At 67.0% G+C, this 25,037-nt stretch carries 24 protein-coding genes; 6 read left to right on the plus strand and 18 right to left on the minus strand.

What is annotated here, in order from left to right; genetic code table 11:
* Positions 1-56: 56 nt before the first annotated feature.
* Positions 57-953 (minus strand): LysR family transcriptional regulator, encoded by an 897-nt coding sequence (locus AC0IZS_RS31970; RefSeq protein ID WP_471639336.1) that lies wholly within the window; start codon positions 951-953, stop codon positions 57-59.
* A 104-nt stretch (positions 954-1,057) separates the two neighbouring features.
* Here AC0IZS_RS31970 and AC0IZS_RS31975 point away from each other — a divergent pair, with 104 nt between their 5' ends.
* Genes AC0IZS_RS31975 through AC0IZS_RS31985 form a run of 3 tightly spaced genes read left to right on the plus strand, consistent with a single transcriptional unit; the run spans position 1,058 to position 4,919 of the window.
* Positions 1,058-2,767 carry an acyl-CoA dehydrogenase family protein gene (locus AC0IZS_RS31975; RefSeq protein WP_471639337.1) on the plus strand — a complete coding sequence of 570 codons (1,710 nt, stop codon included), beginning with the start codon at positions 1,058-1,060 and terminating at the stop codon, positions 2,765-2,767.
* 38 nt (positions 2,768-2,805) lie between these two features.
* Positions 2,806-3,780 (plus strand): Bug family tripartite tricarboxylate transporter substrate binding protein, encoded by a 975-nt coding sequence (locus AC0IZS_RS31980; RefSeq protein ID WP_471639338.1) that lies wholly within the window; start codon positions 2,806-2,808, stop codon positions 3,778-3,780.
* A gap of 8 nt (positions 3,781-3,788) precedes the next feature.
* On the plus strand, positions 3,789-4,919 hold the full coding sequence (locus AC0IZS_RS31985; protein WP_471639339.1) for a CaiB/BaiF CoA transferase family protein: 1,131 nt from the start codon (positions 3,789-3,791) through the stop codon (positions 4,917-4,919).
* A gap of 18 nt (positions 4,920-4,937) precedes the next feature.
* Here AC0IZS_RS31985 and AC0IZS_RS31990 read toward each other — a convergent pair whose 3' ends face one another.
* The 6 genes from AC0IZS_RS31990 to AC0IZS_RS32015 form a co-directional block, all read right to left on the minus strand.
* Positions 4,938-5,978, minus strand: a complete 1,041-nt coding sequence (locus tag AC0IZS_RS31990) for an amino acid ABC transporter substrate-binding protein (protein ID WP_471639340.1) — start codon at positions 5,976-5,978, stop codon at positions 4,938-4,940.
* 212 nt (positions 5,979-6,190) lie between these two features.
* Positions 6,191-6,703, minus strand: a complete 513-nt coding sequence (locus AC0IZS_RS31995; protein ID WP_471639341.1) for a GNAT family N-acetyltransferase — start codon at positions 6,701-6,703, stop codon at positions 6,191-6,193.
* A 4-nt stretch (positions 6,704-6,707) separates the two neighbouring features.
* Entirely contained in the window at positions 6,708-8,042 is a 1,335-nt protein-coding gene (gene glmM / locus AC0IZS_RS32000) for a phosphoglucosamine mutase (protein ID WP_471639342.1), read from the minus strand.
* 68 nt (positions 8,043-8,110) lie between these two features.
* Positions 8,111-8,962 carry a dihydropteroate synthase gene (gene folP, locus AC0IZS_RS32005; RefSeq protein ID WP_471639343.1) on the minus strand — a complete coding sequence of 284 codons (852 nt, stop codon included), beginning with the start codon at positions 8,960-8,962 and terminating at the stop codon, positions 8,111-8,113.
* A 185-nt stretch (positions 8,963-9,147) separates the two neighbouring features.
* A complete protein-coding gene (gene ftsH / locus AC0IZS_RS32010; RefSeq protein WP_471639344.1) occupies positions 9,148-11,076 on the minus strand; it encodes an ATP-dependent zinc metalloprotease FtsH in 1,929 nt (642 codons plus the stop codon).
* 203 nt (positions 11,077-11,279) lie between these two features.
* Positions 11,280-11,942, minus strand: a complete 663-nt coding sequence (locus AC0IZS_RS32015) for an RlmE family RNA methyltransferase (RefSeq protein ID WP_471639345.1) — start codon at positions 11,940-11,942, stop codon at positions 11,280-11,282.
* Positions 11,943-11,975: 33 nt separating this feature from the next.
* On the opposite strand from AC0IZS_RS32015, the gene AC0IZS_RS32020 reads away from it, so the two are divergent.
* On the plus strand, positions 11,976-12,452 hold the full coding sequence (locus tag AC0IZS_RS32020; RefSeq protein WP_322595765.1) for a YhbY family RNA-binding protein: 477 nt from the start codon (positions 11,976-11,978) through the stop codon (positions 12,450-12,452).
* Positions 12,453-12,457: 5 nt separating this feature from the next.
* Positions 12,458-13,231: a glycosyltransferase gene (locus tag AC0IZS_RS32025; protein ID WP_471639346.1), complete on the plus strand. Its 774-nt coding sequence runs from the start codon at positions 12,458-12,460 to the stop codon at positions 13,229-13,231.
* Positions 13,232-13,237: 6 nt separating this feature from the next.
* On the opposite strand, the gene AC0IZS_RS32030 is transcribed toward AC0IZS_RS32025, so the two are convergent.
* From AC0IZS_RS32030 to carA, 8 genes are all read right to left on the minus strand, one after another.
* On the minus strand, positions 13,238-13,702 hold the full coding sequence (locus tag AC0IZS_RS32030) for a DUF4149 domain-containing protein (RefSeq protein WP_471639347.1): 465 nt from the start codon (positions 13,700-13,702) through the stop codon (positions 13,238-13,240).
* Positions 13,703-13,721: 19 nt separating this feature from the next.
* Positions 13,722-14,198, minus strand: coding sequence for a transcription elongation factor GreA (gene greA / locus AC0IZS_RS32035; protein WP_322595762.1), 477 nt, complete (start codon positions 14,196-14,198; stop codon positions 13,722-13,724).
* A 134-nt stretch (positions 14,199-14,332) separates the two neighbouring features.
* Positions 14,333-15,061 (minus strand): alpha/beta fold hydrolase, encoded by a 729-nt coding sequence (locus tag AC0IZS_RS32040; RefSeq protein WP_471639348.1) that lies wholly within the window; start codon positions 15,059-15,061, stop codon positions 14,333-14,335.
* Between the two features lie 127 nt (positions 15,062-15,188).
* Positions 15,189-15,455 carry a helix-turn-helix transcriptional regulator gene (locus tag AC0IZS_RS32045; RefSeq protein WP_471639349.1) on the minus strand — a complete coding sequence of 89 codons (267 nt, stop codon included), beginning with the start codon at positions 15,453-15,455 and terminating at the stop codon, positions 15,189-15,191.
* 6 nt (positions 15,456-15,461) lie between these two features.
* Positions 15,462-16,154, minus strand: a complete 693-nt coding sequence (locus AC0IZS_RS32050; protein WP_471639350.1) for an AraC-like ligand-binding domain-containing protein — start codon at positions 16,152-16,154, stop codon at positions 15,462-15,464.
* Positions 16,155-16,281: 127 nt separating this feature from the next.
* Positions 16,282-19,527, minus strand: coding sequence for a carbamoyl-phosphate synthase large subunit (carB, locus tag AC0IZS_RS32055; RefSeq protein ID WP_471639351.1), 3,246 nt, complete (start codon positions 19,525-19,527; stop codon positions 16,282-16,284).
* Between the two features lie 10 nt (positions 19,528-19,537).
* Positions 19,538-19,948 carry a hypothetical protein gene (locus AC0IZS_RS32060; protein ID WP_471639352.1) on the minus strand — a complete coding sequence of 137 codons (411 nt, stop codon included), beginning with the start codon at positions 19,946-19,948 and terminating at the stop codon, positions 19,538-19,540.
* Positions 19,949-19,969: 21 nt separating this feature from the next.
* Positions 19,970-21,142, minus strand: a complete 1,173-nt coding sequence (carA, locus tag AC0IZS_RS32065) for a glutamine-hydrolyzing carbamoyl-phosphate synthase small subunit (RefSeq protein WP_471639353.1) — start codon at positions 21,140-21,142, stop codon at positions 19,970-19,972.
* 447 nt (positions 21,143-21,589) lie between these two features.
* Here carA and AC0IZS_RS32070 point away from each other — a divergent pair, with 447 nt between their 5' ends.
* Complete coding sequence (locus tag AC0IZS_RS32070) at positions 21,590-22,393, plus strand: hypothetical protein (protein WP_471639354.1); 804 nt, start codon at positions 21,590-21,592, stop codon at positions 22,391-22,393.
* A 17-nt stretch (positions 22,394-22,410) separates the two neighbouring features.
* On the opposite strand, the gene AC0IZS_RS32075 is transcribed toward AC0IZS_RS32070, so the two are convergent.
* Genes AC0IZS_RS32075 through lpxB form a run of 3 tightly spaced genes read right to left on the minus strand, consistent with a single transcriptional unit; the run spans position 22,411 to position 25,025 of the window.
* Positions 22,411-23,202, minus strand: a complete 792-nt coding sequence (locus tag AC0IZS_RS32075) for a TrmH family RNA methyltransferase (RefSeq protein WP_471639355.1) — start codon at positions 23,200-23,202, stop codon at positions 22,411-22,413.
* Positions 23,203-23,236: 34 nt separating this feature from the next.
* Positions 23,237-23,893, minus strand: a complete 657-nt coding sequence (gene rnhB / locus AC0IZS_RS32080; protein WP_471639356.1) for a ribonuclease HII — start codon at positions 23,891-23,893, stop codon at positions 23,237-23,239.
* The gene (lpxB, locus tag AC0IZS_RS32085; protein ID WP_471639357.1) at positions 23,853-25,025 is read right to left on the minus strand and encodes a lipid-A-disaccharide synthase; all 1,173 of its coding nucleotides are present in this window, start codon (positions 25,023-25,025) and stop codon (positions 23,853-23,855) included. The genes rnhB and lpxB overlap by 41 nt, the downstream gene beginning before the upstream one ends.
* Between the last annotated feature and the right edge of the window lie 12 nt (positions 25,026-25,037).

Genomic DNA, 25,037 nt, shown 5'->3' on the forward strand with positions numbered 1-25,037 from the left:
TGCGGCTTCCCGCCTAGCTATACGATTGAATGCAAATCCGTAGGACGCAAACTGCATCAGGGCGCCTGGCGCGTGCCCACGAAACGCTCCAACTCATCGAGCAATTGCACCACCAGCACGTTGCGCGATGCCGCATGCCAGACCCCGTAGGCTTCCGACTGCTTGCCCGAATCTTCGAGCGGACGGAACACGGCGCCCGGCAACGCGCAATGCCGCATGGCATCGGGCACCAGCGCCACCCCCATGCCCTGCGAGACCAGCGAGACCACGGCCAGCCAGTGCCGCACCTCCAGCCGCACTTCGGGGTAGAAGCCTGCGTCGGCGCAGATCGACAGGATGCGCGCGTGGTAGTCGGGTGAGGCATTGCGGGAGAACAGCACGAAGGATTGGCCCTGCAGGCTGGCCACTGCCAGCCTGCGCTTCCTCGCCAGGGGATGGCCCGCAGGCAGGCATGCCACGAAGGGCTCGGACACCAGCAACCGGCAGTCGAGTTCAGCGGGCACGCGGTGCGTGTGGGCAAAGCCGATGTCCAGCCGGTCATGCAGTAACTCGGCCATCTGCTCGGCCGAATTGAGCTCGGTCAGCGTGACCCGCACGGCAGGGTGGGCGGCCTGGAAGCGCACCAGCGCCTGCGGCAGGCCGCGGTAGAGCATAGAGCCAACAAAGCCGATGCGCAGCCGGCCCGCAGACCCCTGTGCCACCTGGCGCGCCTCGGTGGCAGCCTCCTGGGCCGCCTGCAAAAGGCTCAGCGCCGAGGCCTGCAGCGCCTGGCCTGCCGACGTGAGGCGCACCGCCTTGCTGCTGCGCTCGAGCAGCTGCGCGCCCACCGACTCCTCCAGTTGGCGGATGGCCACGCTCAGCGGCGGCTGGGAGATGGCAAGGCGCCGGGCGGCCCGGCCGAAGTGCAGTTCCTCGGCCAGGACAACGAAGTACCGCAGGTGGCGCAGTTCCATGGCGAACCCTTCAACGATATTCAAATCGGAATGAACAAGACCTAATCAATATTAGACAAGAATTATTCACCGGCCAAGAATCGCGGCAAAGGAGACAACACGCCATGCCCACCGACTCTTCGCCATCCGACGAGGCCTGCAGCCATCCCGTGCCCGACCGCCATGGCGCGAGCCTCTACGACAACGACACCGAGCTGCACCGGCTGCTGTCGCTCTACCTGCCGCCCGACCTGCTGGCGCACCTGCGCCCGCACTTCGAACGGCTGGGGGCGCTGGCGGGCGGTGTGCTGGACGAGCTGGCCGGCACCGCCGACAGGAACCCACCCACCCTCTCGCTGCGCACCCGCACGGGCATCGACGCGCAGAGGGTACACAAGCACCCGGCCTATGTGGAGATGGAGCGGCTGGCGTTCAGCGAGTTCGGCCTGGCCGCGATGTCGCACCGCCAGGAAACGCTGGGCTGGAAGGGCAGCATGCCGCCCCTGGTCAAGTACGTGCTGACCTACCTCTTCGTGCAGGCCGAGTTCGGCCTGTGCTGCCCGGTGTCGATGACCGATTCGCTGGCGCGCACCCTGAAGAAGTTCGGCAGCCCCGAACTGGTCGCGCGCTTCATGCCGCGCCTGCAGAACCTGGACTTCGACAGCGTGGCCCAGGGCGCCATGTTCATGACCGAGCAGGCGGCCGGTTCGGACATCGCAGCCACGCAGACCCGCGCCTGGCTCGACGACCAGGGCCAATGGCGCCTCACCGGCGACAAGTGGTTCTGCTCCAACCCCGATGCCGACTTTGCGATGGTGCTGGCGCGCTGCGATGGAGGCACCCCGGGGTTGAAGGGCGTCTCGCTGTTCCTGCTGCCCCGGCTGCTCGATGGCGGGGCGCCCAACCACTACCGCATCCTGCGGCTCAAGGACAAGCTGGGCACGCGCTCCATGGCCAGCGGCGAGATCCGGCTCGAAGGGGCCGTGGCCTACCTGGTGGGCGAGCAGGGCCGCGGCTTCGTGCAGATGGCCGACATGGTAAACAACTCGCGCCTGTCCAACGGCGTGCGCGCAGCGGGACTGATGCGCCGCGCCGTCGCCGAGGCCGAGCACATCGCCCGCGAACGCCGGGCCTTTGGCAAGCGCCTGCAGGACATGCCGCTGATGCAGCGCCAGCTACAGAAATTGGTGCTGCCCGCAGAGCAGGCGCGCAGCATGGTGTTCCAGACCGCCCAGGCACTGGCGCGCTCCGACGCGGGCGAGGCGGCGGCCTACCCGCTGCTGCGCATCCTGACGCCGCTCATCAAGTTCCGCGCCTGCCGCGACGCACGCAAGGTGACCGGCGACGCCATGGAAGTGCGCGGCGGCTGCGGCTACATCGAGGAGTGGAGCGACCCCCGCCTGGTGCGTGACGCGCACCTGGGCTCGATATGGGAGGGCACCAGCAACATCGTGGCCCTGGACGTGGTCCGCGCGGTGAAGCGCGAAGGCTCGCTGCCCGTGCTGCAGGCCCATTGCGAGGCGCTGCTGGACGACACCGCCATCGCGCCGGGCTTTGCCGCCGCACTGCGCAGTGCGCTCGCGCGCGCCGCATCGCTGGCCCTGCTGGCCGCTGCAGAGGGCGGCGACCCACTCGCACGCCAGGCCGCGTCGGCGCTCTACCACGTCACCAGCGCCATCGCGATGGCCTGGGAGGGAGCACGCGGCGGCTCTGCGCAGCGCATCGAATGGGCGCAGCTGGTGCTGCTGCACCGCGTGCTGCCACGCGACCCGCTGGCCCCGGCACGCATACCGCTGGAATGGGCCGGCGGCACCACGAACGCCGTGCCGGCCTGAGCCCCTTTTCCCCCACACCACAACACGGAGACAAACCGATGCGACTTCTCACCCCCCTCGTGCTCGCCACGGCCGCCGCGCTGCCACTGGTGCCGCTCGCGCATGCCGACACCTTTCCGGACCGCCCCGTCACGCTGGTGATCCCCTTCCCGCCCGGTGGGCCCACCGATGCCATGGCGCGCACGCTGGCGGCCGAGATGAAGGACCGGCTGGGCCAGCCCATGGTGGTGGAGAACCGGGCAGGAGCCGGTGGCAACATCGGTGCCGAGTACGTGGCGCGCTCGGCGCCCGATGGCCAGACCCTGCTGTTTGGCACCTCGGGCCCGCTGGCCATCAACGCCAGCCTGTACCGCAAGATCGGCTACGACCCGGTGAAGAGCTTTGCCCCGGTGATCCAGGTCGGCCATCTGCCGAACATCCTGGTGGTGAACCCCTCGGTGCCCGCCAAGACCGTGAAGGAGCTGATCACCTACGCCAAGGCCTCGCCCGGCAAGCTGAGCTATGCCTCCTCGGGCAACGGGGCCTCGTCGCACCTGGCAGGCGTGCTGTTCAACGCCTCGGCCGGCGTGGACCTGCAGCACATCCCCTACAAGGGCACGGGGCCGGCCTTGACCGACCTGCTCGGCGGGCAGGTGACCATGAGCTTCACCGATGTACTGACCGCACTGCCCTACGTCAAGAGCGGCAAGCTGCGCGCCCTGGGCGTCACCACGGCAGACCGCTCGCAGGCATTGCCCGAGGTGCCGACCGTCGCCGAGCAAGGGGTGCCGGGCTATGACGTGAGCGTGTTCTTCGGCATCGTGGCGCCGGCGGGCACGCCGCCCGAGCGCATCGCAAAACTCAACAAGGCCTTCATCGACGTGCTGAACACCGCCAAGGTCAAGCAGCTGCTGGCGTCCCAGGGGCTGGAGCCCGCCCCTTCGCCCAAGCCCGAGCAACTGGGCAGGTTCATCGAAGCGCAGGTGGGCAAGTGGGCCGGCGTCGTCAAGCAGTCCGGCGCGCAACTCGACTGAGGCCCGCCATGAACACCTCCGATTCCCGCCCCCAGGGCGCATTGGCCGGCATCCGCGTGCTGGACATCTCGCGCATCCTCGGCGGCCCCTACTGCGGCCAGATTCTGGGTGACCATGGCGCCGACGTGCTCAAGGTGGAACCCCCACAGGGCGACGACACCCGCACCTGGGGCCCGCCCTTCAAGAACGGAGTGGCCTCGTATTACCACGGGCTCAATCGCAACAAGCGCGCCATGCACCTGGACCTGGGCAGCACGCAGGGCCGCGACGCACTGCTGGCGCTGGTGGCCGAGGCCGATGTGCTGATCGAGAACTTCAAAACCGGCACGATGGAGCGCTGGGGCATGGGCTACGCGGAGCTGTCACGGCGCTTCCCGCGCCTGGTGTGGTGCCGCGTCACGGGTTTCGGGTCCGATGGCCCGCTCGGGTCCCTGCCCGGCTACGACGCGGCGGTGCAGGCCATGGCGGGCATCATGAGCATCAACGGGGAAGCCGAAGGAGGCCCGCTGCGCGTGGGCCTGCCGGTGGTGGACATGGTGACCGGCCTGAACGCCGTGATCGGTGTGCTGCTGGCGCTACAGGAGCGCCAGCGCAGCGGCCGCGGGCAGTTCGTCGAAGCAGCGCTGTACGACAGCGGCCTCTCGCTGCTGCACCCGCACGCGGCCAACTGGTTTCAGGACGGCAATTCGCCCCGGCGCACGGGCAACGCGCACCCGAACATCTACCCCTACGACACGCTGGCCACCGGCACGCAAGCGCTGTTCGTCGCCGTGGGCAACGACCGGCAGTTCGCCAGCCTGTGCCGCTGCATCGGCCTGCCGCAACTGGCAAGCGATGCCCGCTACGCCAGGGCCGGCGACCGCTCCGTGAACCGCGTGGCCCTGAAGGCCGCGCTGGAGGAGGCAATGCAGGATTTCGACGGTGCTGCCCTGGTGGACACCCTGATGGCCGCCGGTGTGCCCGCGGCGCCGGTGCTGTCCGTCGATGCTGCGCTGTCGCATCCGCACACGGCGCACCGGGAGATGGTGGTGGACCTGCCGGGCGGCTACCGCGGCATCGGTGCGCCGGTGAAGCTCAGCCGCACACCGGCCACCTACCGCCATGCCCCCCTGACGCCAGGCACGGGCTTCGAGGGCTGACCGCGCCAACGGCAAACCTCAGCGGATAGGGAAGGCGTACATCAGCCCGCCCTTGTTCCACTGGTTGTTCAGGCCGCGTTGCAGGCCCAGGGCAGACTTGGGACCGACATTGCGCTCGAAGATCTCGCCGTAGTTGCCCGTGGCCTTGACCGCGCGGGCCAGCCAGTCGCGGTCCAGCCCCAGGAGCTTGCCGGTGTCCTCCGAAACCCCCAGCAGGCGCTGCACCACGGGGTCGGTGCTGCCGGCCTTCTGGCGGTCCACCGTGGCCTGCGTAACCCCGTATTCCTCGGCCTCGATGAGGCCGTAGACCACCCATTTGACGATGGCGAACCATTCGTCGTCGCCACGGCGCACCATGGGACCGAGCGGCTCCTTGGAGATCAGCTCGGGCAGCACGACATGTTCGGCAGGGTTCCTGGCCTCCTTGTTGCGCACCGAGGCCAGACCCGAGGCATCGGTGGTGTAGCCCACGCAACGGCCTGCGAAATAGGCCGCGGTGGCTGCCTCGACCTTCTCGAACACGGCAGGCTTGATGCCCAGGTCGTGGGTCTTCGAATAGTCGAGGAGGTTTTTCTCGGTGGTCGTGCCCGACTGCACGCACACGGTCTGACCCTTGAGCTGCCTCATGCCCTTGATGTTGCTCTTCTTGAGCACCATCACGCCCTGGCCGTCGTAGTAGGTGACGGCGGTCTGGTGCAGTCCCATCGAGGCATCGCGCGTGAGCGAAAAGGTGGTGTTGCGCGAGAGCACGTCGATCTCGCCCGACTGCAGGGCCGTGAAGCGCTGTTGGGTGTTGAGTGGCACGTACTTGACTTTGTCGCCATCGCCCAGCACCGCCGCCGCCACCGCGCGGCAGATGTCCACATCCAGGCCCGACCACTTGCCCCCGGCATCGGCCACCGAGAAGCCGGCCAGCGCCGTGTTGACACCGCAGACCACCAGGCCCCGGGCCTTGATGCCATCCAGCGTCTTGCCGGCATGGGCCGACCAGGGGGCTGCGGCACAGGCAGCGGCAAGGAGCAGGCGGGCGGCGGCCGTGCGCAGGGGAGAATGGATCATGAAAGGCGTGCTCCTTGGAAAATGCGGGTGCAGTGCATGCTTGGTGTGTGCACCGCCTGCCGCCACCTTGTGGGTGCGAGATTCTGGACGATAGCTGCTGTGCGACTGCATCGGGATTTACGAGGGGGAGCCGTCAGGCTACACGGTTCGCAATCCCCCGTCGAAAAGTAAACAGCTGCTTACACCGACCGGGGCGGTGGATGGTGTGGCGGTCAAGCCAGATTTTTCTGCAGAAACTGCGCCTGGCCCATCGCCGGGTCGAGTGCATACGGCGCGAAACCTTCGCGCAGGTACAGCGCCATGGCGCTGGTGTTGCCTGAGAGCACCTCCAGCGTGAGCTTGCAGGCCCCGCGCTCGCGCGCAATGGTCTCCACCAGCGCCAGCATGCGCTGCGCGATGCGCTGGCCACGCCAGCCCGGGGCCACCACCACGTCGTGTACGTTGACCAGGGGCTGGCAGGCAAAGGTCGAAAAGCCCTCGAAGCAGTTGACGAGGCCGACGGGCACAGGCGCCGTGTCCGCGCCCTGCTGCGCCCAGGCGATCACGCTGAAGGCCTGTGGGCGCTGCTGCAGTGCAGCGGGCAGGCCTTGCAGCACCTGCCGGGGCAGCGGCTGGCCACCGCCCGCGGCATCGCGTGCATAGCCGTCGAGCAATTGCACCAGTGCCTGGGCGTCGCCGGGCTCGGCATAGTCCACGCGGCGCACATCGATGGCTACGTCGGGCATGGAATCAACCGGCACGCGCGGCATCGGCCAGGCGCTGGGCGCTGCGGCTGGCCAGTTGGGCTTCGCGCGCCTCGACCATCACGCGCAACAAGGGCTCGGTACCGCTGGCACGGATCAGCACGCGGCCGGTGGTGCCCAGCTCCTGCTTCACGGCCTCCGTCTCGCGGGCCAGCACCGGGTTGGATTTCCAGTCCTGCCCGGGCGCCAGGCGCACGTTGAGCAGCACCTGGGGGTACAGGGTGACATCGCTGAGCAGTTCGGGCAGCTTCCTGCCACTGCGCACACAAGCCTGCAGCACCTGCAAGGCGCTGACCAGACCGTCGCCCGTGGTGTGGCGGTCCAGCGCCAGCAGGTGGCCCGAGCCCTCGCCGCCCAGCGTCCAGCCGTGGCGCGCCAGCTCTTCGAGCACATAGCGGTCACCCACCTTGGCACGCACGAACTGCACGCCACGCTGCTGCAGCGCCACCTCTACGGCCATGTTGGTCATGAGGGTGCCGACCACGCCAGGCACCTCTTCACCACGGCCGAGGCGATCGGCGGCCATCAGGTACAGCAGTTCGTCGCCGTTGTACAGGCGGCCAGAGGCATCCACCATCTGCAGCCGGTCGGCATCGCCATCGAGCGCGATGCCGTAGTCGGCGCGGTTGGCGCGCACCGAGCGCACCAGCGCCTCGGGATGCGTGGCGCCCACCTCGTGGTTGATGTTCAGGCCGTCGGGCGCGCAGCCGATGGACAGCACCTCCGCCCCCAGTTCGTGGAACACCTTGGGTGCGACCTGGTAGGCCGCGCCATGGGCCCCATCCACCACGATCTTCAGGCCTTTGAGCGTGAGGTCCTGCGGGAAGGTGCTCTTGCAGAACTCGATGTAGCGGCCCGCCGCGTCGTCGAGCCGGCGCGCCTTGCCCAGGCTGGCCGAGTCGGCCCAGACGGGGGCTTCGGCCAGGGCTGCCTCCACCGCCAACTCCCAGGCGTCGGGCAGCTTGGTGCCCTGGGCACTGAAGAACTTGATGCCGTTGTCGGGGAACGCATTGTGGCTGGCGCTGATCACCACGCCCAGGCTGGCACGCTGCGCGCGCGTGAGGTAGGCCACTCCCGGCGTGGGCAGCGGGCCGAGCAGCACCACGTCCACCCCGGCGGAATTGAAGCCCGATTCCAGCGCGCTTTCGAGCATGTAGCCCGAGATGCGCGTGTCCTTGCCGATCAGGACGGTGGGGCGTTCTTCGGTGCGGCGCAGCACGCGTCCCACGGCATGGGCCAGGCGCAACACGAAGTCGGGGGTGATGGGGGCCTGGCCCACGGTACCGCGGATGCCGTCGGTGCCGAAATACTGGCGTGTCATGGGTGGAATCTCCTCGGGTTCTGTCGCTTGTTGGTTTTGCCTCGCGCCCGCCATCGGGCGCACTGCCATCACGGCTGTTGCTGCTGCCGCTCCATCGTCTGCATCGCGTGCCAAACGGCCAGCGCCGCCACGGTGTCGGCCACATCGTGTACGCGCACGATGCGCGCACCGTTCACCACCGCCAGCAGTGCCGCCGCCACACTGGGCACCATGCGGTCGCCGGCCACGGCCAGCCCTGTCACCGCACCCAGGGACGACTTGCGCGACCAGCCGGCCAGCACCGCGTAGCCTGTGGCCACCAGCTCCTGCTGGCGCGCCAGCAAGGCGAAGTTCTGCGCCACCGTCTTGCCGAAGCCAATGCCGGGATCCAACGCCATGCGCTCACGGGCTACGCCCAGGGTTTGCAGGGCCTGCGCGGCCTGCAGCAAAAACGTGAGCACCTGGGGCACCACGTCACCAGCCATGGGCGCCACCTGCATGGTCTGCGGATCGCGGTGCATGTGCATCAGGCAAACCCCGCACTGCGGGTGGGCGGCTACCACGGCCGCCGCACCGGGCTGGCGCAATGCCCAGACGTCGTTGACGATGTCGGCTCCCAGGTCGAGCACAGCCTGCATCACCTCGGGCTTGTAGGTGTCCACCGAGACCGGCACGCCCAGCGACACCGCCCCCTGCACCACCGGCAGCACGCGGGCCAGTTCTTCGTCCAGCGGCACCGCCGGGCTGCCGGGACGGGTGGATTCACCACCGATATCCAGGATATGGGCGCCGTCTTTCACCAGTTGCTCGCAATGGCGCAACGCAGCCGCCGTACTGGCGTGCTGCCCGCCGTCCGAGAAGGAGTCGGGGGTGACGTTGACGATGCCCATGACCTGTGGCTGGGCAAGGTCAAGGGCGAAGCGGGAGGTCTGCCAGAACATGGAAGGGGGAGAGATGGTCCGCCGGTGGGACTGAAGGGCGCCTCCAGGGGCGCTCAGGCAGAGTGGCCGCTCGGGAAATGGATGCGAGGAAGAGGAAATGGATGTCCTACCGGGCCCAGCCACAAAAAACGGGGCACTGGGCCCCGTTGGTGCGGTCAAACCGCGGGTCGCTGGCCTTGCCTGGATCAGGCGGCCGACGGTGCTGCAGGTGCAGCTTCGGTGGCCACGGCAGGTGTGCCGCCGCCCGGGGTGTCGCCACCCGACGAAGGCGTGCGCGGCGTCCAGTCCTTGGGAGGGCGGGGCGGCTTGCCGGCCATGATGTCGTCGAGCTGCTCGGTATCGATGGTTTCCCATTCGAGCAGGGCCTTGGCCATGGCGTGCATCTTGTCGCTGTTCTCTTCGATCAGGCGGCGCGCTAGGTCGTACTGCTCGTCGATGATGCGGCGCACTTCGCTGTCGACCTTTTCCATGGTCTGCTCGCTCATGTTCGTGGTCTTGGTGACCGAGCGACCCAGGAACACTTCGCCTTCGTTCTCGGCGTAGACCATCGGGCCCAGGGCCGTCGTCATGCCGTAGCGGGTGACCATGTCGCGCGCGATGTGCGTGGCACGTTCGAAGTCGTTGCTGGCACCGGTGGTCATCTGGTTCATGAACACTTCTTCGGCGATGCGGCCACCGAACAGCATGCTGATCTGGTTGAGCATGTACTCGCGGTCGTAGCTGTAGCGGTCCTGTGCGGGCAGGCTCATCGTCACGCCCAGGGCACGGCCACGGGGGATGATGGTGACCTTGTGTACCGGATCGCACTTGGGCAGCAGTTTACCGATCAGGGCGTGGCCGGACTCGTGGTAGGCCGTGTTGCGGCGCTCTTCCTCGGGCATGACCATGCTCTTGCGCTCGGGGCCCATGAGGATCTTGTCCTTGGCCTTCTCGAAGTCCTGCATTTCCACGGTGCGGGCGTTGCGGCGCGCAGCCATCAGGGCCGCTTCGTTGCACAGGTTGGCCAGGTCGGCACCGCTCATGCCGGGCGTGCCACGGGCGATGATGCTCGGGGCCACGTCCTGCCCGATCGGGATCTTGCGCATGTGGACGTTCAGGATCTGCTCGCGGCCACGGATGTCGGGCAGCGTCACATAGACCTGGCGGTCGAAACGGCCGGGGCGCAGCAGGGCCGCGTCCAGGATGTCGGGGCGGTTGGTGGCAGCCACCACGATCACACCCAGGTTGGTTTCGAAGCCGTCCATCTCGACCAGCATCTGGTTCAGGGTCTGCTCGCGTTCGTCGTTGCCACCGCCGAGGCCTGCACCGCGCTGGCGGCCCACGGCGTCGATTTCATCGATGAAGATGATGCAGGGGGCGTTCTTCTTGGCGTTGTCGAACATGTCGCGCACACGGGCCGCGCCCACGCCGACGAACATTTCCACGAAGTCGGAGCCCGAGATGCTGAAGAACGGCACCTTGGCTTCACCCGCGATGGACTTGGCCAAGAGGGTCTTGCCGGTACCGGGAGGGCCGACCAGCAGCAGACCCCGGGGAATGCGGCCGCCGAGCTTCTGGAATTTTTGCGGGTCTTTCAGGAAGTCCACGACTTCCTTGACTTCTTCCTTGGCCTCGTCGCAGCCGGCCACGTCCGCGAACGTGACCTGGTTGTTGTTCTCGTCGAGCATGCGCGCCTTGCTCTTGCCGAAGCTGAAGGCGCCGCCCTTGCCGCCGCCCTGCATCTGGCGCATGAAGTACACCCACACACCGATGAGCAGCAGCATGGGGCCCCAGCTGACCAGCAAGGTCATGAGCAGGGAGCCTTCTTCGCGGGGCTTCACGTCGAACTTGACGTTGTGGCTGATCAGGTCGCCCACGAGACCGCGGTCCAGCACCGATGCGTTCGTGCGGATCTTGCGGTCGTCGTTGGTGACGGCCACGATCTCGCCGCCGCTCAGCCCCTCGGGGATGGTGGCACTCTTGATACGGTTGTTACGAACTTCTTCGAGGAATTCGGAGTACCCGATATGTCCTGCGCTGGCGCCGCCACGGGTGTCAAACTGCTTGAATACCGTGAACAGCACCATGGCAATGACCAGCCATACGGCAATTTTTGAAAACCACTGATTGTTCAAGCGGGGCTCCAGTTGCAAGGGAGAAAGGGCGACGGTCACAAAGCCGTCACGGCCTATATGTGGCCCATTTTAGGTCTTTCAAGCCAAGGCGCCATGGCTATTCCCCCTAGCGGCCATGGGCACCACTCGGGATTTGCGGGGGTTTTTCACATATCGGCAGGGGTTTTGCCTCTCAGGCAGCCCCTTTTGGAGATTTCGACGCATCACGCCGATTTCTTGAGCCCCATGCCGACCAGGAAGGTTTCTGACGATTTATCGCGCGATGCCTTGGGCTTCACGGGTTTAACCACCTTGAAGGTCTGCTTGAACAGCGTGACCAGATCGCTGTAACCGCTGCCGTGAAAGAGCTTGACCACCAGCGCCCCATCGGGCTTGAGGTGGGTGGTGGCAAATTCCACCGCCAGCTCGACCAGATGGGAAATGCGGGCGGCATCGGCCGATTCAATGCCCGAGAGGTTGGGCGCCATGTCCGAGACCACCACATCCACCACCCGGCCGTCCAGCGCCGCCTCCAGTTGCGCCAGCACCGCCTCTTCGCGAAAATCCCCGTGGAGGAAGGTCACGCCCTCAACGGGCTCCATGGGCAGGATGTCCAGGGCGATGATGGTGCCGTTGAGCTGCCCCGTGGCCGCGCCGCCCGGCGACAGGCGCCGGCGCACGTACTGGCTCCAGGCGCCGGGCGTGGAGCCCAGGTCCACGACGGTATTGCCGGGCTTGATGAGGTGCAGTTGCTCATCGATCTCCTTGAGCTTGTAGGCCGCGCGGGCCCGAAAACCCTCTTTCTGGGCCAACTTGACGTAGGTGTCGTTGACGTGGTCATTGAGCCACGCCTTGTTGACCTTTTTGCTTTGGGTTTTAACTTTCATTGCGTTTTTCTTTCAGCCTCGATAATACGGCCCATGCCCCAAATTCAATTGACTCCCGCCGAGCGCCGGGAATACCGCGCCGATGCCCACCACCTCAACCCCGTGGTGCTCGTGGGCGGCGATGGCCTCACCCCCGCCGTGCAAAAGGAAATCGACGCCGCCCTGAACGCCCACGGGCTGATCAAGGTGCGCGTTTTCAACGACGACCGCGCCGCGCGCGAGCTGATGTACCAGCAGCTCACGGCCGACCTGAACGCCGCGCCCATCCAGCACATCGGCAAGCTCCTGGTGCTGTGGCGCCCCCAGCCTGCCAAGGAGCGCACCATCGACGAGGACCGCATGCCCGGCCCGCGCGACGTGAAGGTACTCAAGTACAGCAAGCGCGCTGGCCAGCGTCCCGAAGTCAAGCAGTTGCGCGTGCTGGGCAACCAGCGCCTGACGCCCGGCGGCCAGATCAAGCGGGCCAAGAAGCCCAAGCTCAAGTCCGTCAAGAAACGCCAGGCCGACTGATCCGCATGGTCGTCGCCGCCACGCCTCCTGCAGGCAGCGCTGCGGCCCCCGGGAGCCAGCGCCACATCCTCTGCATGAAATGGGGCACGAAATACGGCCCCGAATACGTCAACCGGCTCTATGCCATGGTGCGCAGGCACCTGTCGGGTGACTTCCGTTTCATCTGCCTGACCGACAACAGCGCCGGCATCCGCAGCGAGGTGCAGTGCCTGCCCATCCCGCCGCTCGACCTGCCTGCCGGCATTCCCGAGCGCGGCTGGACCAAGCTCGTCACCTTCAGCGCCGACCTCCATGGCCTGCGCGGCACGGCCCTTTTTCTGGACGTGGACGTGGTCGTCACCGGCCCGCTCGATGATTTCTTCACCCAGCCGGGCGAATTCCTCATCATCCACGATTACAAGCGACCCTGGCGCGTTACGGGCAATTCGTCGGTGTACCGCTTCGAACTCGGTGCCCACCCGGAGGTGCTCGCCTACTTTCGCGGCCATTTCGCGCAGATCCGCGAGCAGTTCCGCAACGAGCAGGCCTACCTGTCGGATTTTCTGCACCGCCAGGGCAAGCTGGCCTACTGGCCTGCGGCCTGGTGCCCGAGCTTCAAGTACCACGGCATTCCCGCCTGGCCCAGCAACTACTGGAAGGCGCCCTTTGTGCCACAGGATGCGCGCATCGTGATCTTCCACGGCGAGTGCAACCCACCCGACGCACTGGCCGGGCAGCGCAACCGGCGTTTTCGCTACATCCGCCCCGCCACCTGGGTGGCAGAGCACTGGCACGAGTAGTCGGGCTCAGGGCCCGGGCTGCGCAGACGCGGGCCCGGCCCCGTCTTCGGTGAGGGCTGCCGGAATCTGCACGGTGCGCCACAGCACCACCAGCGCACACACCCACTGCAGCACGTACATCCCAGTGCCCACGGTGTGCCATAGCCGCAGGTCCTGCCGCGCCACAATGCGCGGCGACACGCCAAACTGCACCAGCAGGGCGAGCAGCAAGCCCCCCAGCACGAAGCCCAGGGCGGCCCTGGCCCAGGGCTCCTGGACCACCTCGTGCCGGCGCCGGGAAATGAGCAGCAGCAGCATGCAGCAGCCCACGGTGACCCAGGTCTGCGCGGCAAACAGCTTCGCCGCCATCTGCCCGGCGATCGCGGCCGAGGGCAGGTGGGCGAACAGCAAGGGCACCACCAGGAAGCCCACGGTAGTCAGGCTGCCCCACCACAGGGCGGCAGCCAGGGCCGGAAGGCGCGCAGCGATCATGAAATCAAAAATCCAGGCCTCAGATGTAGCTGACGGCGACGACCTCGTAGCGGCGGATGCCACCGGGCGCCTGCACTTCGGCGGTATCGCCCTCTTCCTTGCCGATCAGTGCGCGCGCGATGGGGCTGGAGACGTTGATCAGGCCCTGCTTGAGATCGGCCTCGTCCTCACCCACGATCTGGTAGGTCACCGTGTCGCCGGACTCTTCGTCTTCAAGCTCCACCGTCGCGCCGAACACCACCTTGCCGCCCGCATCCACGGCGGTCGGGTCGATGATCTGCGCGGCGGACAGCTTGCCCTCCACCTCCTGGATGCGGCCTTCGATGAAGCCCTGGCGGTCCTTGGCGGCTTCGTACTCGGCGTTTTCGCTCAGGTCCCCCTGCGCGCGGGCGTCGGAAATGGCCGTGATCACCCAGGGGCGGTCCACGGTCTTCAAGCGGTGCAACTCTTCGCGCAGCTTCTCCGCGCCGCGCTTGGTGATGGGAATGGTGGTCATGTCCGTCGTTGTTCCGGGTTGTCAAAAAAACGACACCGCCGGGCGCAGGCCGGGCGGTGTCATGGACATGATTATGCCGCGTGTTGGGCGCGGGTCCAAGCACCCCAAAACACCCGCAGGAAGAGGTCCGCCTTTCAGTCCCGCCCGGCACGCTCGATGCTGGCGGCTGCCAGCGCCGGGTCGGAAAAGCAGATCTCGTGGCTGCCCTGGCACTCCACCAGGCGGAACAGGCCCAGCCGCTCCGACAGCCGCGGGTGCCAGGGCAGGCTGTGCGGCAGCGCCACGTCCTGCTGGGCATTGAGGTAGCTCTTGCCGATCTCCAGCGCGGCCAGGGGCACGGGCAGGCGGGCCGGTTCGGTGAAGGTGCGGTAGGGGTGCGCGTTGAGCAGCGCATAGCTGCTTTTCGCCAGGGCCTCATCGGCATCGTTGATGAAGGCCTCGCGCCAGATGGGGTACGGCAGCATCACCGCATTGCCGTTGGCCGCCGCCAGCTGGTCGAACAGCGCGCGGTAATGCGGTGGCACCAGGTCGTTGAGGCATTCGCCGTCCTGCGGCACGAAGGCGTTCCAGTACACCAGCCGGCGGATGCGCCCCGGCAGCCGCGCCGGCATGTGGCTGATGACCATGCCGCCATAGCTGTGGCCCACCAGGCGCACCCCGTCCAGGTTCTGCCCTTCGATGAAGGCGGCAAGCGAATCCACCGCATCGGCCAGCCCCACTGCCGCGCGGTCGTCGCCTGGGCGGTTGCCCGCCAGCGTGGGGCAATGCACGGTATGGCCGCGTGCGCGCAGGTGGCCGGCCGTGGCCTCCATCTCGGCGCCGGTGTGCCAGGCGCCATGGACCAGGACATAGGTATCTGCCATCGTTGTCTCCTTCGGGTATTTTTTGCCAGACCGGGCGACATGCCCTGCCCTGGCGATACCTTAGGAAGAAGACGGGTCCCCGGATGGCCTGCGAGTGCCAGGGCACTGTGCCATGCGTGCCAGCAGCTCAGCCGCCGCGCCGCCACTGCGCAGGCGGCATGCCCATGGCGCGCTGGAAGGCGCGCGCGAAGTGCGATGCATCGGCAAAACCGCAGCGCCGCCCGATCTCGGCCACCGCTACATGGGCCAGCTGGGGCCTGCGCAGCAGTTCGCCCGCACGCACCAGGCGCATCTGGCGCAGCGTTCCCGCAAAGGTGCCTCCCTGCGCCGCAAAAGCACGGTGCAGGGTGCGCAGCGAGACACCGGCCTCCTGCGCAAGCGCCTGGGCCGACACGCCGGCCTAGTCGATCCGCCCGCGCAGCAGCGCGCACAGATGGGCATGCAGGCCCTGCCCCGCAGAGGCCGGCTGAGGCGCAGACGGCTCCAGCGCGGCACACAGCAAGGCACCCAGGTGGTCCGACAGCAGCGCGGGCGGCAGGGCCTGGGCGGACGCCGGGTCGCGCGCGAGCTGCACAGCCAGGGCGCCCAGGCTTTGGCCCCAACCCTGGTCGCGCCAGGCCACGCGGGGGCCGCGCGCCTCGGCCTGCGCCAGCCACTGGCCTACCCAGGTCCGCGGCAGCTGCAAGGAGACGCAGCCCACGCCTTCGGGAAAATGCAGCCCGTAGGGCCGGGCCGAATCCACCAGCGCCACATCGCCCGGGCGCAGGTGGGCCACCTGCCCGTCCTGGCGCACATGCCATGCGGCCTCGGCCTGAGCAATCAGGTAGAAGGGCAGTTGCCGGCTGCATGCGATGCCGGCCGGGGTGCGGTACACGTCCTGGGTGGAAGCCCGCACCTGGTTGACCGAGAGGGTGGCCACCGGCAGGCTTTGCAGCACCCCGTCGAAAGTGCTCGCCTCACGCGAGCTGCAGTCCATCTCCAGGAAGGCTTCGCAGATGGCACCTACCCAGTAGTCCAGGCGCGCCGCGGGCGCGACCACGTCGGTGGTCCACCGGCGCAACGCGGGAGAGGCGGATACAGGGGCGGCAGGCATGGCGCCAATCTAGCGGCAGGAGGCGCCTGCACGCAACCGGGCATGCCCGGCCCCGAAAAGAAAAAGCCCCATGAAGGCAGCCAGTCTGCGCTCCACGGGGCTCGGTGGCCACTCCTGGCCGGCGTGATCAGGCGGCGAGTTGCGCGTGCAGCTCCTGCACCGAGTACACGTCCAGGTTGTCCAGGTACTTCATGCCTTCCACGGCCGCCTCGGCGCCAAAGATGGTGGTGAAGGTGGTCACGCGCGCCAGCAGCGACGAGGTGCGGATCGCACGCGAATCGGCGATCGCGTTGCGGCGCTCTTCCACGGTGTTGATGACCATCACGATCTCGTTGTTCTTGATCATGTCCACGATGTGCGGGCGGCCTTCAGTCACCTTGTTGACCACCTGCACCGGCACGCCGGCCGCATCGATGGCGGCGGCCGTGCCCTTGGTCGCCACGAGCTCGAAGCCCATGGCCACGAGCTGGCGCGCGATGTCCACGGCGCGCGGCTTGTCGGCGTTCTTCACGGTGAGGAACACCTTGCCCGAGGTGGGCAGCTTGGTGCCCGCGCCCATCTGGCTCTTGACGAAGGCTTCGCCGAAGGTCTTGCCCACGCCCATGACTTCGCCGGTGGACTTCATCTCGGGGCCGAGGATGGTGTCCACGCCCGGGAACTTCACGAAGGGGAACACAGCCTCCTTCACGCTGAAGTACGGCGGCGTCACTTCCTTGGTGATGCCCTGCGAGGCCAGCGTCTGGCCGGCCATGCAGCGCGCGGCCACCTTGGCCAGCTGGATGCCGGTGGCCTTGCTCACGAAGGGCACCGTGCGCGAGGCGCGCGGGTTCACTTCGAGGACGTAGATCACATCCTTGCCATCGACTTCCTGGATGGCGAACTGTACGTTCATCAGGCCCACCACGCTCAGGCCTTCGGCCATGGCAGCGGTCTGGCGCTTGATCTCGTCGATGGTCGGCTGCGACAGGTAGTACGGGGGCAACGAGCAGGCGGAGTCGCCGCTGTGTACGCCGGCCTGCTCGATGTGCTCCATCACGCCACCGATGAAGGTGACGCCCGCGGAGTCGCGCACGCAGTCCACGTCGCACTCGATGGCATTGCTCAGGAAGCGGTCGAGCAGCACCGGCGAGTCATTGCTCACCTTGACGGCCTCACGCATGTAGCGCTCCAGGTCGCGCTGCTCATGCACGATTTCCATCGCGCGGCCGCCCAGCACGTAGCTGGGGCGCACCACCAGGGGGTAGCCCAGGGCGGCGGCCTTTTCCAGGGCCTCGGGCTCGGTGCGGGCCGTGGCGTTGGGCGGCTGGCGCAGGCCGAGCTCACCCAGCAGCTTCTGGAAACGCTCGCGGTCTTCGGCGGCATCGATCATGTCGGGGCTGGTGCCGATGATCGGCACGCCTTCGGCTTCCAGGCCCAGGGCCAGCTTCAGAGGCGTCTGGCCGCCGTACTGCACGATCACGCCGACCGGCTTTTCCTTGTCCACGATCTCCAGCACGTCTTCCAGCGTCACGGGCTCGAAGTACAGGCGGTCGGAGGTGTCGTAGTCGGTGGAGACGGTCTCGGGATTGCAGTTGACCATGATGGTCTCGTAGCCGTCCTCGCGCATCGCCAGCGCGGCATGCACGCAGCAGTAGTCGAACTCGATGCCCTGGCCGATGCGGTTGGGGCCGCCGCCGAGCACCATGATCTTCTTGTTGTTGGTCGGCTCGGCCTCGCACTCTTCCTCGTACGTGGAGTACAGGTAGGCGGTGTTGGTGGCGAACTCGGCGGCGCAGGTGTCCACGCGCTTGTACACCGGGCGCACGTTGAGCGCACGGCGTGCTTCGCGCACGGCCTTCTCGGTGGTCTTGAGCAGCTTGGCCAGGCGGCGGTCGGAAAAGCCCTTTTGCTTGAGCGTGCGCAGCGTGCTCGCATCGATCGCGGCCAGTGCGCCATCGCCCTTCTCGGCCGCCAACTGGTCGATATCGAGCTCGATCTTCACGATCTGCTCGATCTGCACCAGGAACCAGCGGTCGATCTTGGTCAGCTCGAACACCTCGTCGACCGACAGGCCCATGGCGAAGGCGTCGCCGACGTACCAGATGCGCTCGGGGCCAGGCTCGCCCAGCTCCTTTTCGAGCACTTCGCGGTCCTGGGTCTTCTCGTTCATGCCGTCCACGCCCACTTCCAGGCCGCGCAGGGCCTTCTGGAAGGACTCCTGGAAGGTACGGCCCATGGCCATGACCTCGCCCACGGACTTCATCTGCGTGGTCAGGCGGCTGTCGGCCGTGGGGAACTTCTCGAACGCGAAACGCGGGATCTTGGTGACCACGTAGTCGATGGAAGGCTCGAACGAAGCGGGCGTGATGCCGCCCGTGATCTCGTTGCGCAGCTCATCGAGCGTGTAGCCCACCGCCAGCTTGGCCGCGACCTTGGCGATCGGGAAACCCGTGGCCTTGGAGGCCAGCGCCGAGGAGCGCGAAACGCGCGGGTTCATCTCGATCACGACCATGCGGCCGTCCTTGGGGTTGATCGAGAACTGCACGTTGGAGCCGCCCGTGTCCACGCCGATCTCGCGCAGCACCGCCAGCGAGGCGTTGCGCATGATCTGGTATTCCTTGTCGGTCAGCGTCTGCGCAGGGGCCACGGTGATCGAGTCGCCGGTGTGCACGCCCATCGGGTCCAGGTTCTCGATGGAGCAGATGATGATGCAGTTGTCCGCCTTGTCGCGCACCACTTCCATCTCGTACTCTTTCCAGCCGAGCAGCGATTCTTCGATCAAGAGCTCGTTGGTGGGCGAGGCTTCCAGGCCGCGCTTGCAGATGGTCTCGAACTCTTCGGGGTTGTAGGCAATGCCGCCGCCCGTGCCACCCAGCGTGAAGCTGGGGCGGATCACGGTGGGGAAACCCACCTGCTTTTGCACGCCCCAGGCCTCTTCCATGGTGTGGGCGATGCCCGAGCGCGCAGAGCCCAGGCCGATCTTGGTCATCGCGTCCTTGAACTTCAGGCGGTCTTCGGCCTTGTCGATGGCCTCGGGCGTGGCGCCGATCAGTTCGACCTTGTACTTGTCGAGCACGCCGTGGTGCCACAGGTCCAGGGCGCAGTTGAGCGCCGTCTGCCCACCCATGGTGGGCAGGATGGCGTCGGGGCGCTCCTTGGCGATGATCTTCTCGACCGTCTGCCAGGTGATGGGCTCGATGTAGGTCACGTCGGCCGTGGCCGGGTCGGTCATGATCGTAGCGGGGTTGCTGTTGATCAGGATGACCTTGTAGCCCTCTTCGCGCAGGGCCTTGCAGGCCTGCACGCCGGAGTAGTCGAACTCGCAGGCCTGGCCGATGATGATCGGGCCAGCGCCGATGATGAGAATGCTTTTGATGTCTGTACGTTTTGGCATGTTGCGTCGATCAGTCGATCGTGGGTTCGGCTGCCTGGGGGCTGGCGGACGTGGCGGCTGCAGCGTCGCGGCGCGTGTTGATCTTGGCGATGAGCGCCTGCGCGCGCTCGGGCGGCAGGTTCTTCTGCATCAGCTGCAGCAGGCCATCGCCCTGCACCAGGGGCAGCAGCACTTCGGTTTCCGCGTCATAGAACGTCGCGTCCCAATCGGCCATGGCTTCGGCGAAGGTCTCGTCGTCCCAGGTCTTGCCCTTGGCCACCAGCGTGACCAGCGGCATGGCCTTGTTCTCGATGAAGGACTTCTTGTAGGGCTTTTGCGCCCAGCGCTCGATGAACCATTCGCGGTGCGGCGACGGCAGGGTCAGCACACGCTTGTGGATGGCTTTTTCGAGCGAAGCCTGGGGGAAGCTGAAGAGTTTCATGGCGCAGTTCCTTGGGTGGGCTTATTGGGTGCGCGCGCTCCGCATCGCGTCGGTGAAGCGGTCGAACAGGTAGGCGATGTCGTGCGGGCCGGGCGATGCCTCGGGGTGGCCCTGGAAACAGAACGCCGGCTTGTCCGTGCGCACCAGGCCCTGCAGCGTGCCGTCGAACAGGCTCACGTGTGTGGCGCGCAGGTTGGCAGGCAGCGAGTCCATCTCCACCGCGAAGCCGTGGTTCTGGCTGGTGATGCTCACGCGGCCGGTGTCCAGGTCCTTCACGGGGTGGTTGGCACCGTGGTGGCTGTGGGTCATCTTGAAGGTCTTGGCGCCAGCGGCCAGGGCCATGATCTGGTGGCCCAGGCAGATGCCGAAGGTGGGCATGCCGCTCTCGACGATGGTGCGCGTGGCCTCGATGGCGTAGTCGCACGGCTGCGGGTCGCCGGGGCCGTTGGAGAGGAACACGCCATCGGGCTTCATGGCCAGCACGTCGGCAGCAGGCGTCTGCGCTGGCACCACGGTGACCTTGCAGCCGCGCTGGGCGAGCATGCGCAGGATGTTCTTCTTGACGCCGTAGTCGTAGGCCACCACATGGAACTGCGGGGCCTCGAGCTTGCCGTAGCCCTTGCCCAGCGTCCACTCGGTCTCGGTCCATTCGTAGCGGACCTTGGTCGACACCACCTTGGCCAGGTCCAGCCCGGCCATGTTGGGCGCGGCCTTGGCGGCGGCCAGGGCCTCGTCGATCAGCACCTGCGTCACCACCTGGCCTTCGGCCAGACCGACGATGGCGCCGTTCTGGGCGCCCTTTTCACGCAGCAGGCGGGTGAGCTTGCGGGTGTCGATGTTGGAGATGGCCACGGTGCGTTCGCGCACCAGGTACTGCGACAGCGTTTCGGTGGAGCGGAAGTTGCTGGCCAGAAGCGGCAGATCCTTGATGATCAGGCCTGCGGCATGGACCTTGTCGGCTTCGATATCCTCGGGGCTGACGCCGTAGTTGCCGATGTGCGGATACGTCAGGGTGACGATCTGCTGGCAATAGCTCGGGTCGGTCAGGATTTCCTGGTAGCCGGTGATGGAGGTGTTGAACACCACTTCGCCGACGGTGGTGCCGGTGGCACCGATCGAATTGCCGATAAAGACCGTGCCGTCTGCGAGCGCCAGGATGGCGGGCGGGAAGGTTCCCTTGAGAGACAAAAGCACTGGGTTCTCCGAATGGTTACGGTCGCCCGGAGTCGCAGGAAGAGGTCCTGGGACTGCTGTTTGTGGGAAGTTTGCTTTGGGTGCGGCCGGGCGACGTGTTTGCGGGAAAGCCTCCAATTGTAGCCTGAGAGGCCCATCTTGCCGGATTAACCCAGCACCTTGCCCTGCATTTACCGCCACTTGCGGGCCATCGGTCCGCTGTCGCATGGTCAGTCCGGCTATGTGCCGCGCTATCACTTAAATAGCAAATTTCATTGTAACAAGCGGCGACAGCTGGTGCATGGCTTTTGTCTCGCCGTTCGCGGCGGCGCCGGCACGCCCACAACGCGGTGTGGGATCCGAGAAGCTTTTCACGAACCGACACAACTTCCCGGCGCGGCGTGCAGGCCGAGCCAGGGCCCTCCGCTAGACTTTCCCGCATCGTTTGACACCACCGAGAGAGACGGGATGACCAAGACTTCGATCGCACTGGCGTGCGCACTGTTTTCCACCCTGGCTGTCGCCCAGGACCTGGCGGCCTACCCGCAGGTGTTCTCGGGCCCGCAGGGCCTGGAGGTGGTGCTGGCGCCCACCACGGACGGCAAGGCCGCACTGATGCGTGTGAGTGGCCTCAACAATCCCATCGACAAGGTGATCTTCCTGGGCAAGCAGGAGCAGCGCGGCAGCGGTACCGAGGCCTATGTGACCACGCTCGATGGCCGCGACTGGGGCCTGGTACACAAGCAGGCCAACCGCTATGGCGGCGGCGAGCGCTATGTCACCTACCTGCCAGGCCGCCAGGGCGCGGTGGACCTGGCCTTCGACGAGAAGAAGAGCAAGGCCCTGAATATCGCCGAATTCAAGACCGCCCATGCGCGCCAGCAAAAGGACGGCGTGCAGGAAAAGCTGGCCCGATTCGACCGCGACAAGCACCTGGCCTCTGCACAGACGGAACTGGCCAACACCGACACGTCGGCCACCGCTGCCTGCGGCAGCCCGGTGAAGACGGCAGTGGACTGGAAGTCCATCGACGACGACAAGCTCAAGAAGCTGAGCATCGCCAGCTTCTGCGGTGAAGTGGCCTCGCAGATGGACAGCATGTGCAAGGGCCATGCCGGGTTCAAGGCCAAGGCCGCGTCGCTGGGCCTGGTCCAGTGCCAGTTCGGCGCGGAGATGAAGCTGCGTGTGGAAGGCCAGAAGCTGGTGTTCACTACCCACCAGGATGCGCCCAATCAGGGCGACTTCATCCAGCAATTCCTGCGCAACCAATAGGCAGGCAGGAGCGCCGATCAGCGCCCGGCCGCCAGCGCGCGTTGCGCTGCGCTCGCGTGCAGGCAGATGGCTGCCGCGGCGCCCACGTTGAGGGACTCCTCCCCACCGGGTTGGGCGATGCGGATGTGCTGGCTTGCACGCTCCTGCAGCACGGCGCTCACGCCCTGCCCTTCATGCCCCATGACCCAGGCACAGGGCCAGGGCAGCTCGGCGCGGTGCAGGTAGTCGCCCTGGTGCGAGCTGGTGACGAGCATGGGCAGCTGCAGGCCCGCCAGATCCTCGGGGGCCAGGCCCTCGACCAGGTCGAGCGCAAAATGCGCGCCCATGCCGGCGCGCAGTACCTTGGGCGACCACAGGGCGGCGCTGCCCTTGAGCGCCAGCACCTGCCGAAAGCCGAAGGCCGAGGCACTGCGCAGGATGGAGCCGACGTTGCCCGCGTCCTGCACACGGTCGAGCACCACGGCGGCCACGCCGGGCCGGGGTTCCCGGGCCTCGGGCAGGTCGAGCAAGAAACCCATCTTCGCCGGCGACTCCAGCCCACTGACGTCGGCAAACAGCGCATCGGCCAGCACCACGACCTTGGGCGCCGCCTGGCCCCATTCAGGCTCTGCCGTGGGCCACAGCGATTCGGCGAACACGGCCACGGCCGGCGCCACGCCGCGCTCCAGCGCCGCGCGGCACAGGTGGTCGCCTTCGAGCCAGACACGGCCCTGCTTGCGGTAGGCGCCGTTGTCCTGCGCCAGGCGGCGCAGGTCCTTGACCCAGGCGTTGTCGCGCGAGTGGATGGTGGTGATGGAAGAAGATGTCATGGGGCGGGAAAAAGCGGCCGCAGGCCGCCGGGCATCATGCGCTGATGCTTTCGGAGGCGGGCTGCACCAGCACCTGCGCCACGGGCGCGAACGAGCGCCGGTGGTGGATGCAGGCGCCATGGGCGCGCAGGGCTTCCATGTGTACCACGGTGCCATAGCCCTTGTGGGCCGAGAAGCCGTAGTGCGGAAAATGCGCGTGTACCTCCTCGCACCAGCGGTCGCGGTGGACCTTGGCGAGGATGGAAGCGGCGGAGATGGACTTGACCAGCGCGTCACCCTTGACGATGGCCTCGGACGGCACGTCGAGCCGCGGCAACTGGTTGCCGTCCACCAGCACGCGCACGGGCTTCAAGCGCAGGCCCATCACGGCTCGGCGCATGGCCAGGAGCGTGGCCTGCAGGATGTTCAATTGATCGATTTCCTCCACGCTGGCCTCGGCGATGGCAAAGCACAGCGCCTTGGCGCGGATCTCGTCGAACAGCGCCTCGCGGCGCAGGGCTGTGAGCTTCTTGGAGTCGTTCAGCCCGGCAATGGGGCGCAGGTCGTCGAGGATGACGGCAGCCGCCACCACGGGCCCGGCCAGCGGGCCGCGGCCGGCCTCGTCCACGCCGGCCACGAGGCCGGGCGGATGCCAGTCCAGGCTCACCTGTTCAGACAGCAGCGGTGGTGGCAAGGATTTTCTCGATCGCATCGGCAGCCAGTTGGGAAGTGTCGCGCCGCAAGCTTGCATGCAGCGCGGAAAAACGCTGCTCCAAAGCCGTGATGGTAGCGGGATGCTGCACTTTTGCGTCAAACCACTGCAGCGTCGCGTCGCACAGCGCCTGCGGCGTGGCGGCATCCTGTATCAGTTCGGGCACGACGAACTCGCCGCACAGGATGTTGGGCAGCCCCACCCAGGGCTGCAGCTGCTTGCGCTTCATGAGCCACCAGCTCAGGGGGTGCATGTGGTAGCCGATGACCATGGGGCGCTTGAACAGGGCCGCTTCCAGCGTGGCCGTGCCGCTGGCGATCAAGGTCACGTCGCAGGCAGCCAGCACGGCGTGCGACTGGCCGGTGACGATCTGCAGCACATCGGCCACGCCGTGCGTGCGCGCGGCTTCTTCAATGCGCGATTGCAGTGCGGGCACGGCCGGCACCACCATGCGCAGCTTTGGGCGTGCCTGGCGCAGCAACGCGGCAGCCTGGAAAAAAGCGGGCGCGATGTACTGCACCTCGGCAGAGCGGCTGCCGGGCAGGATGGCCAGCACCTCGTCGGCATCGGACAGGCCCAGGCGTACACGCGCAGCGCTGCGGTCCGGCATCTCGGGGATCACGCTGGCCAGCGGGTGGCCGACGTAGGTGGCAGCAATGCCATGGCGCGCGAGCAGTTCGGGCTCGAACGGGAAGATGCACAGCACATGGCCGGCGCTCTTGCGGATCTTCTCGACGCGGTCGGCCCGCCAGGCCCAGATGGAAGGGCAGACGAAATGCACCGTCGGAATGCCGGCGGCGCGCAGGTCGGCTTCGAGCCCCAGATTGAAATCGGGCGCATCCACGCCGATGAAGATGTCGGGCCGGTCGGCCAGCAAGCGTGTACGCAGCTGCTTGCGGATGCCCAGCAGCTCGCGCAGGCGGCGAAACACCTCCATGCTGTAGCCATGCACGGCCAGCTTGTCGCTGGGCCACCAGGCCGTGAAACCGCGCCTGGCCATCTGCGGCCCACCGATGCCATGGGCGGTGGCGGCCGGCCAGCGGACCTGCACGCCATCGAGCAGCAGGCCGGCCAGCAGATCACCCGAAGCTTCGCCAGCGACCATGGCCACGCGGGGCGCCTTGTCCTTCATTCAGCAGTCTCT

Source organism: Acidovorax sp. AC410 (genome assembly GCF_979253235.1).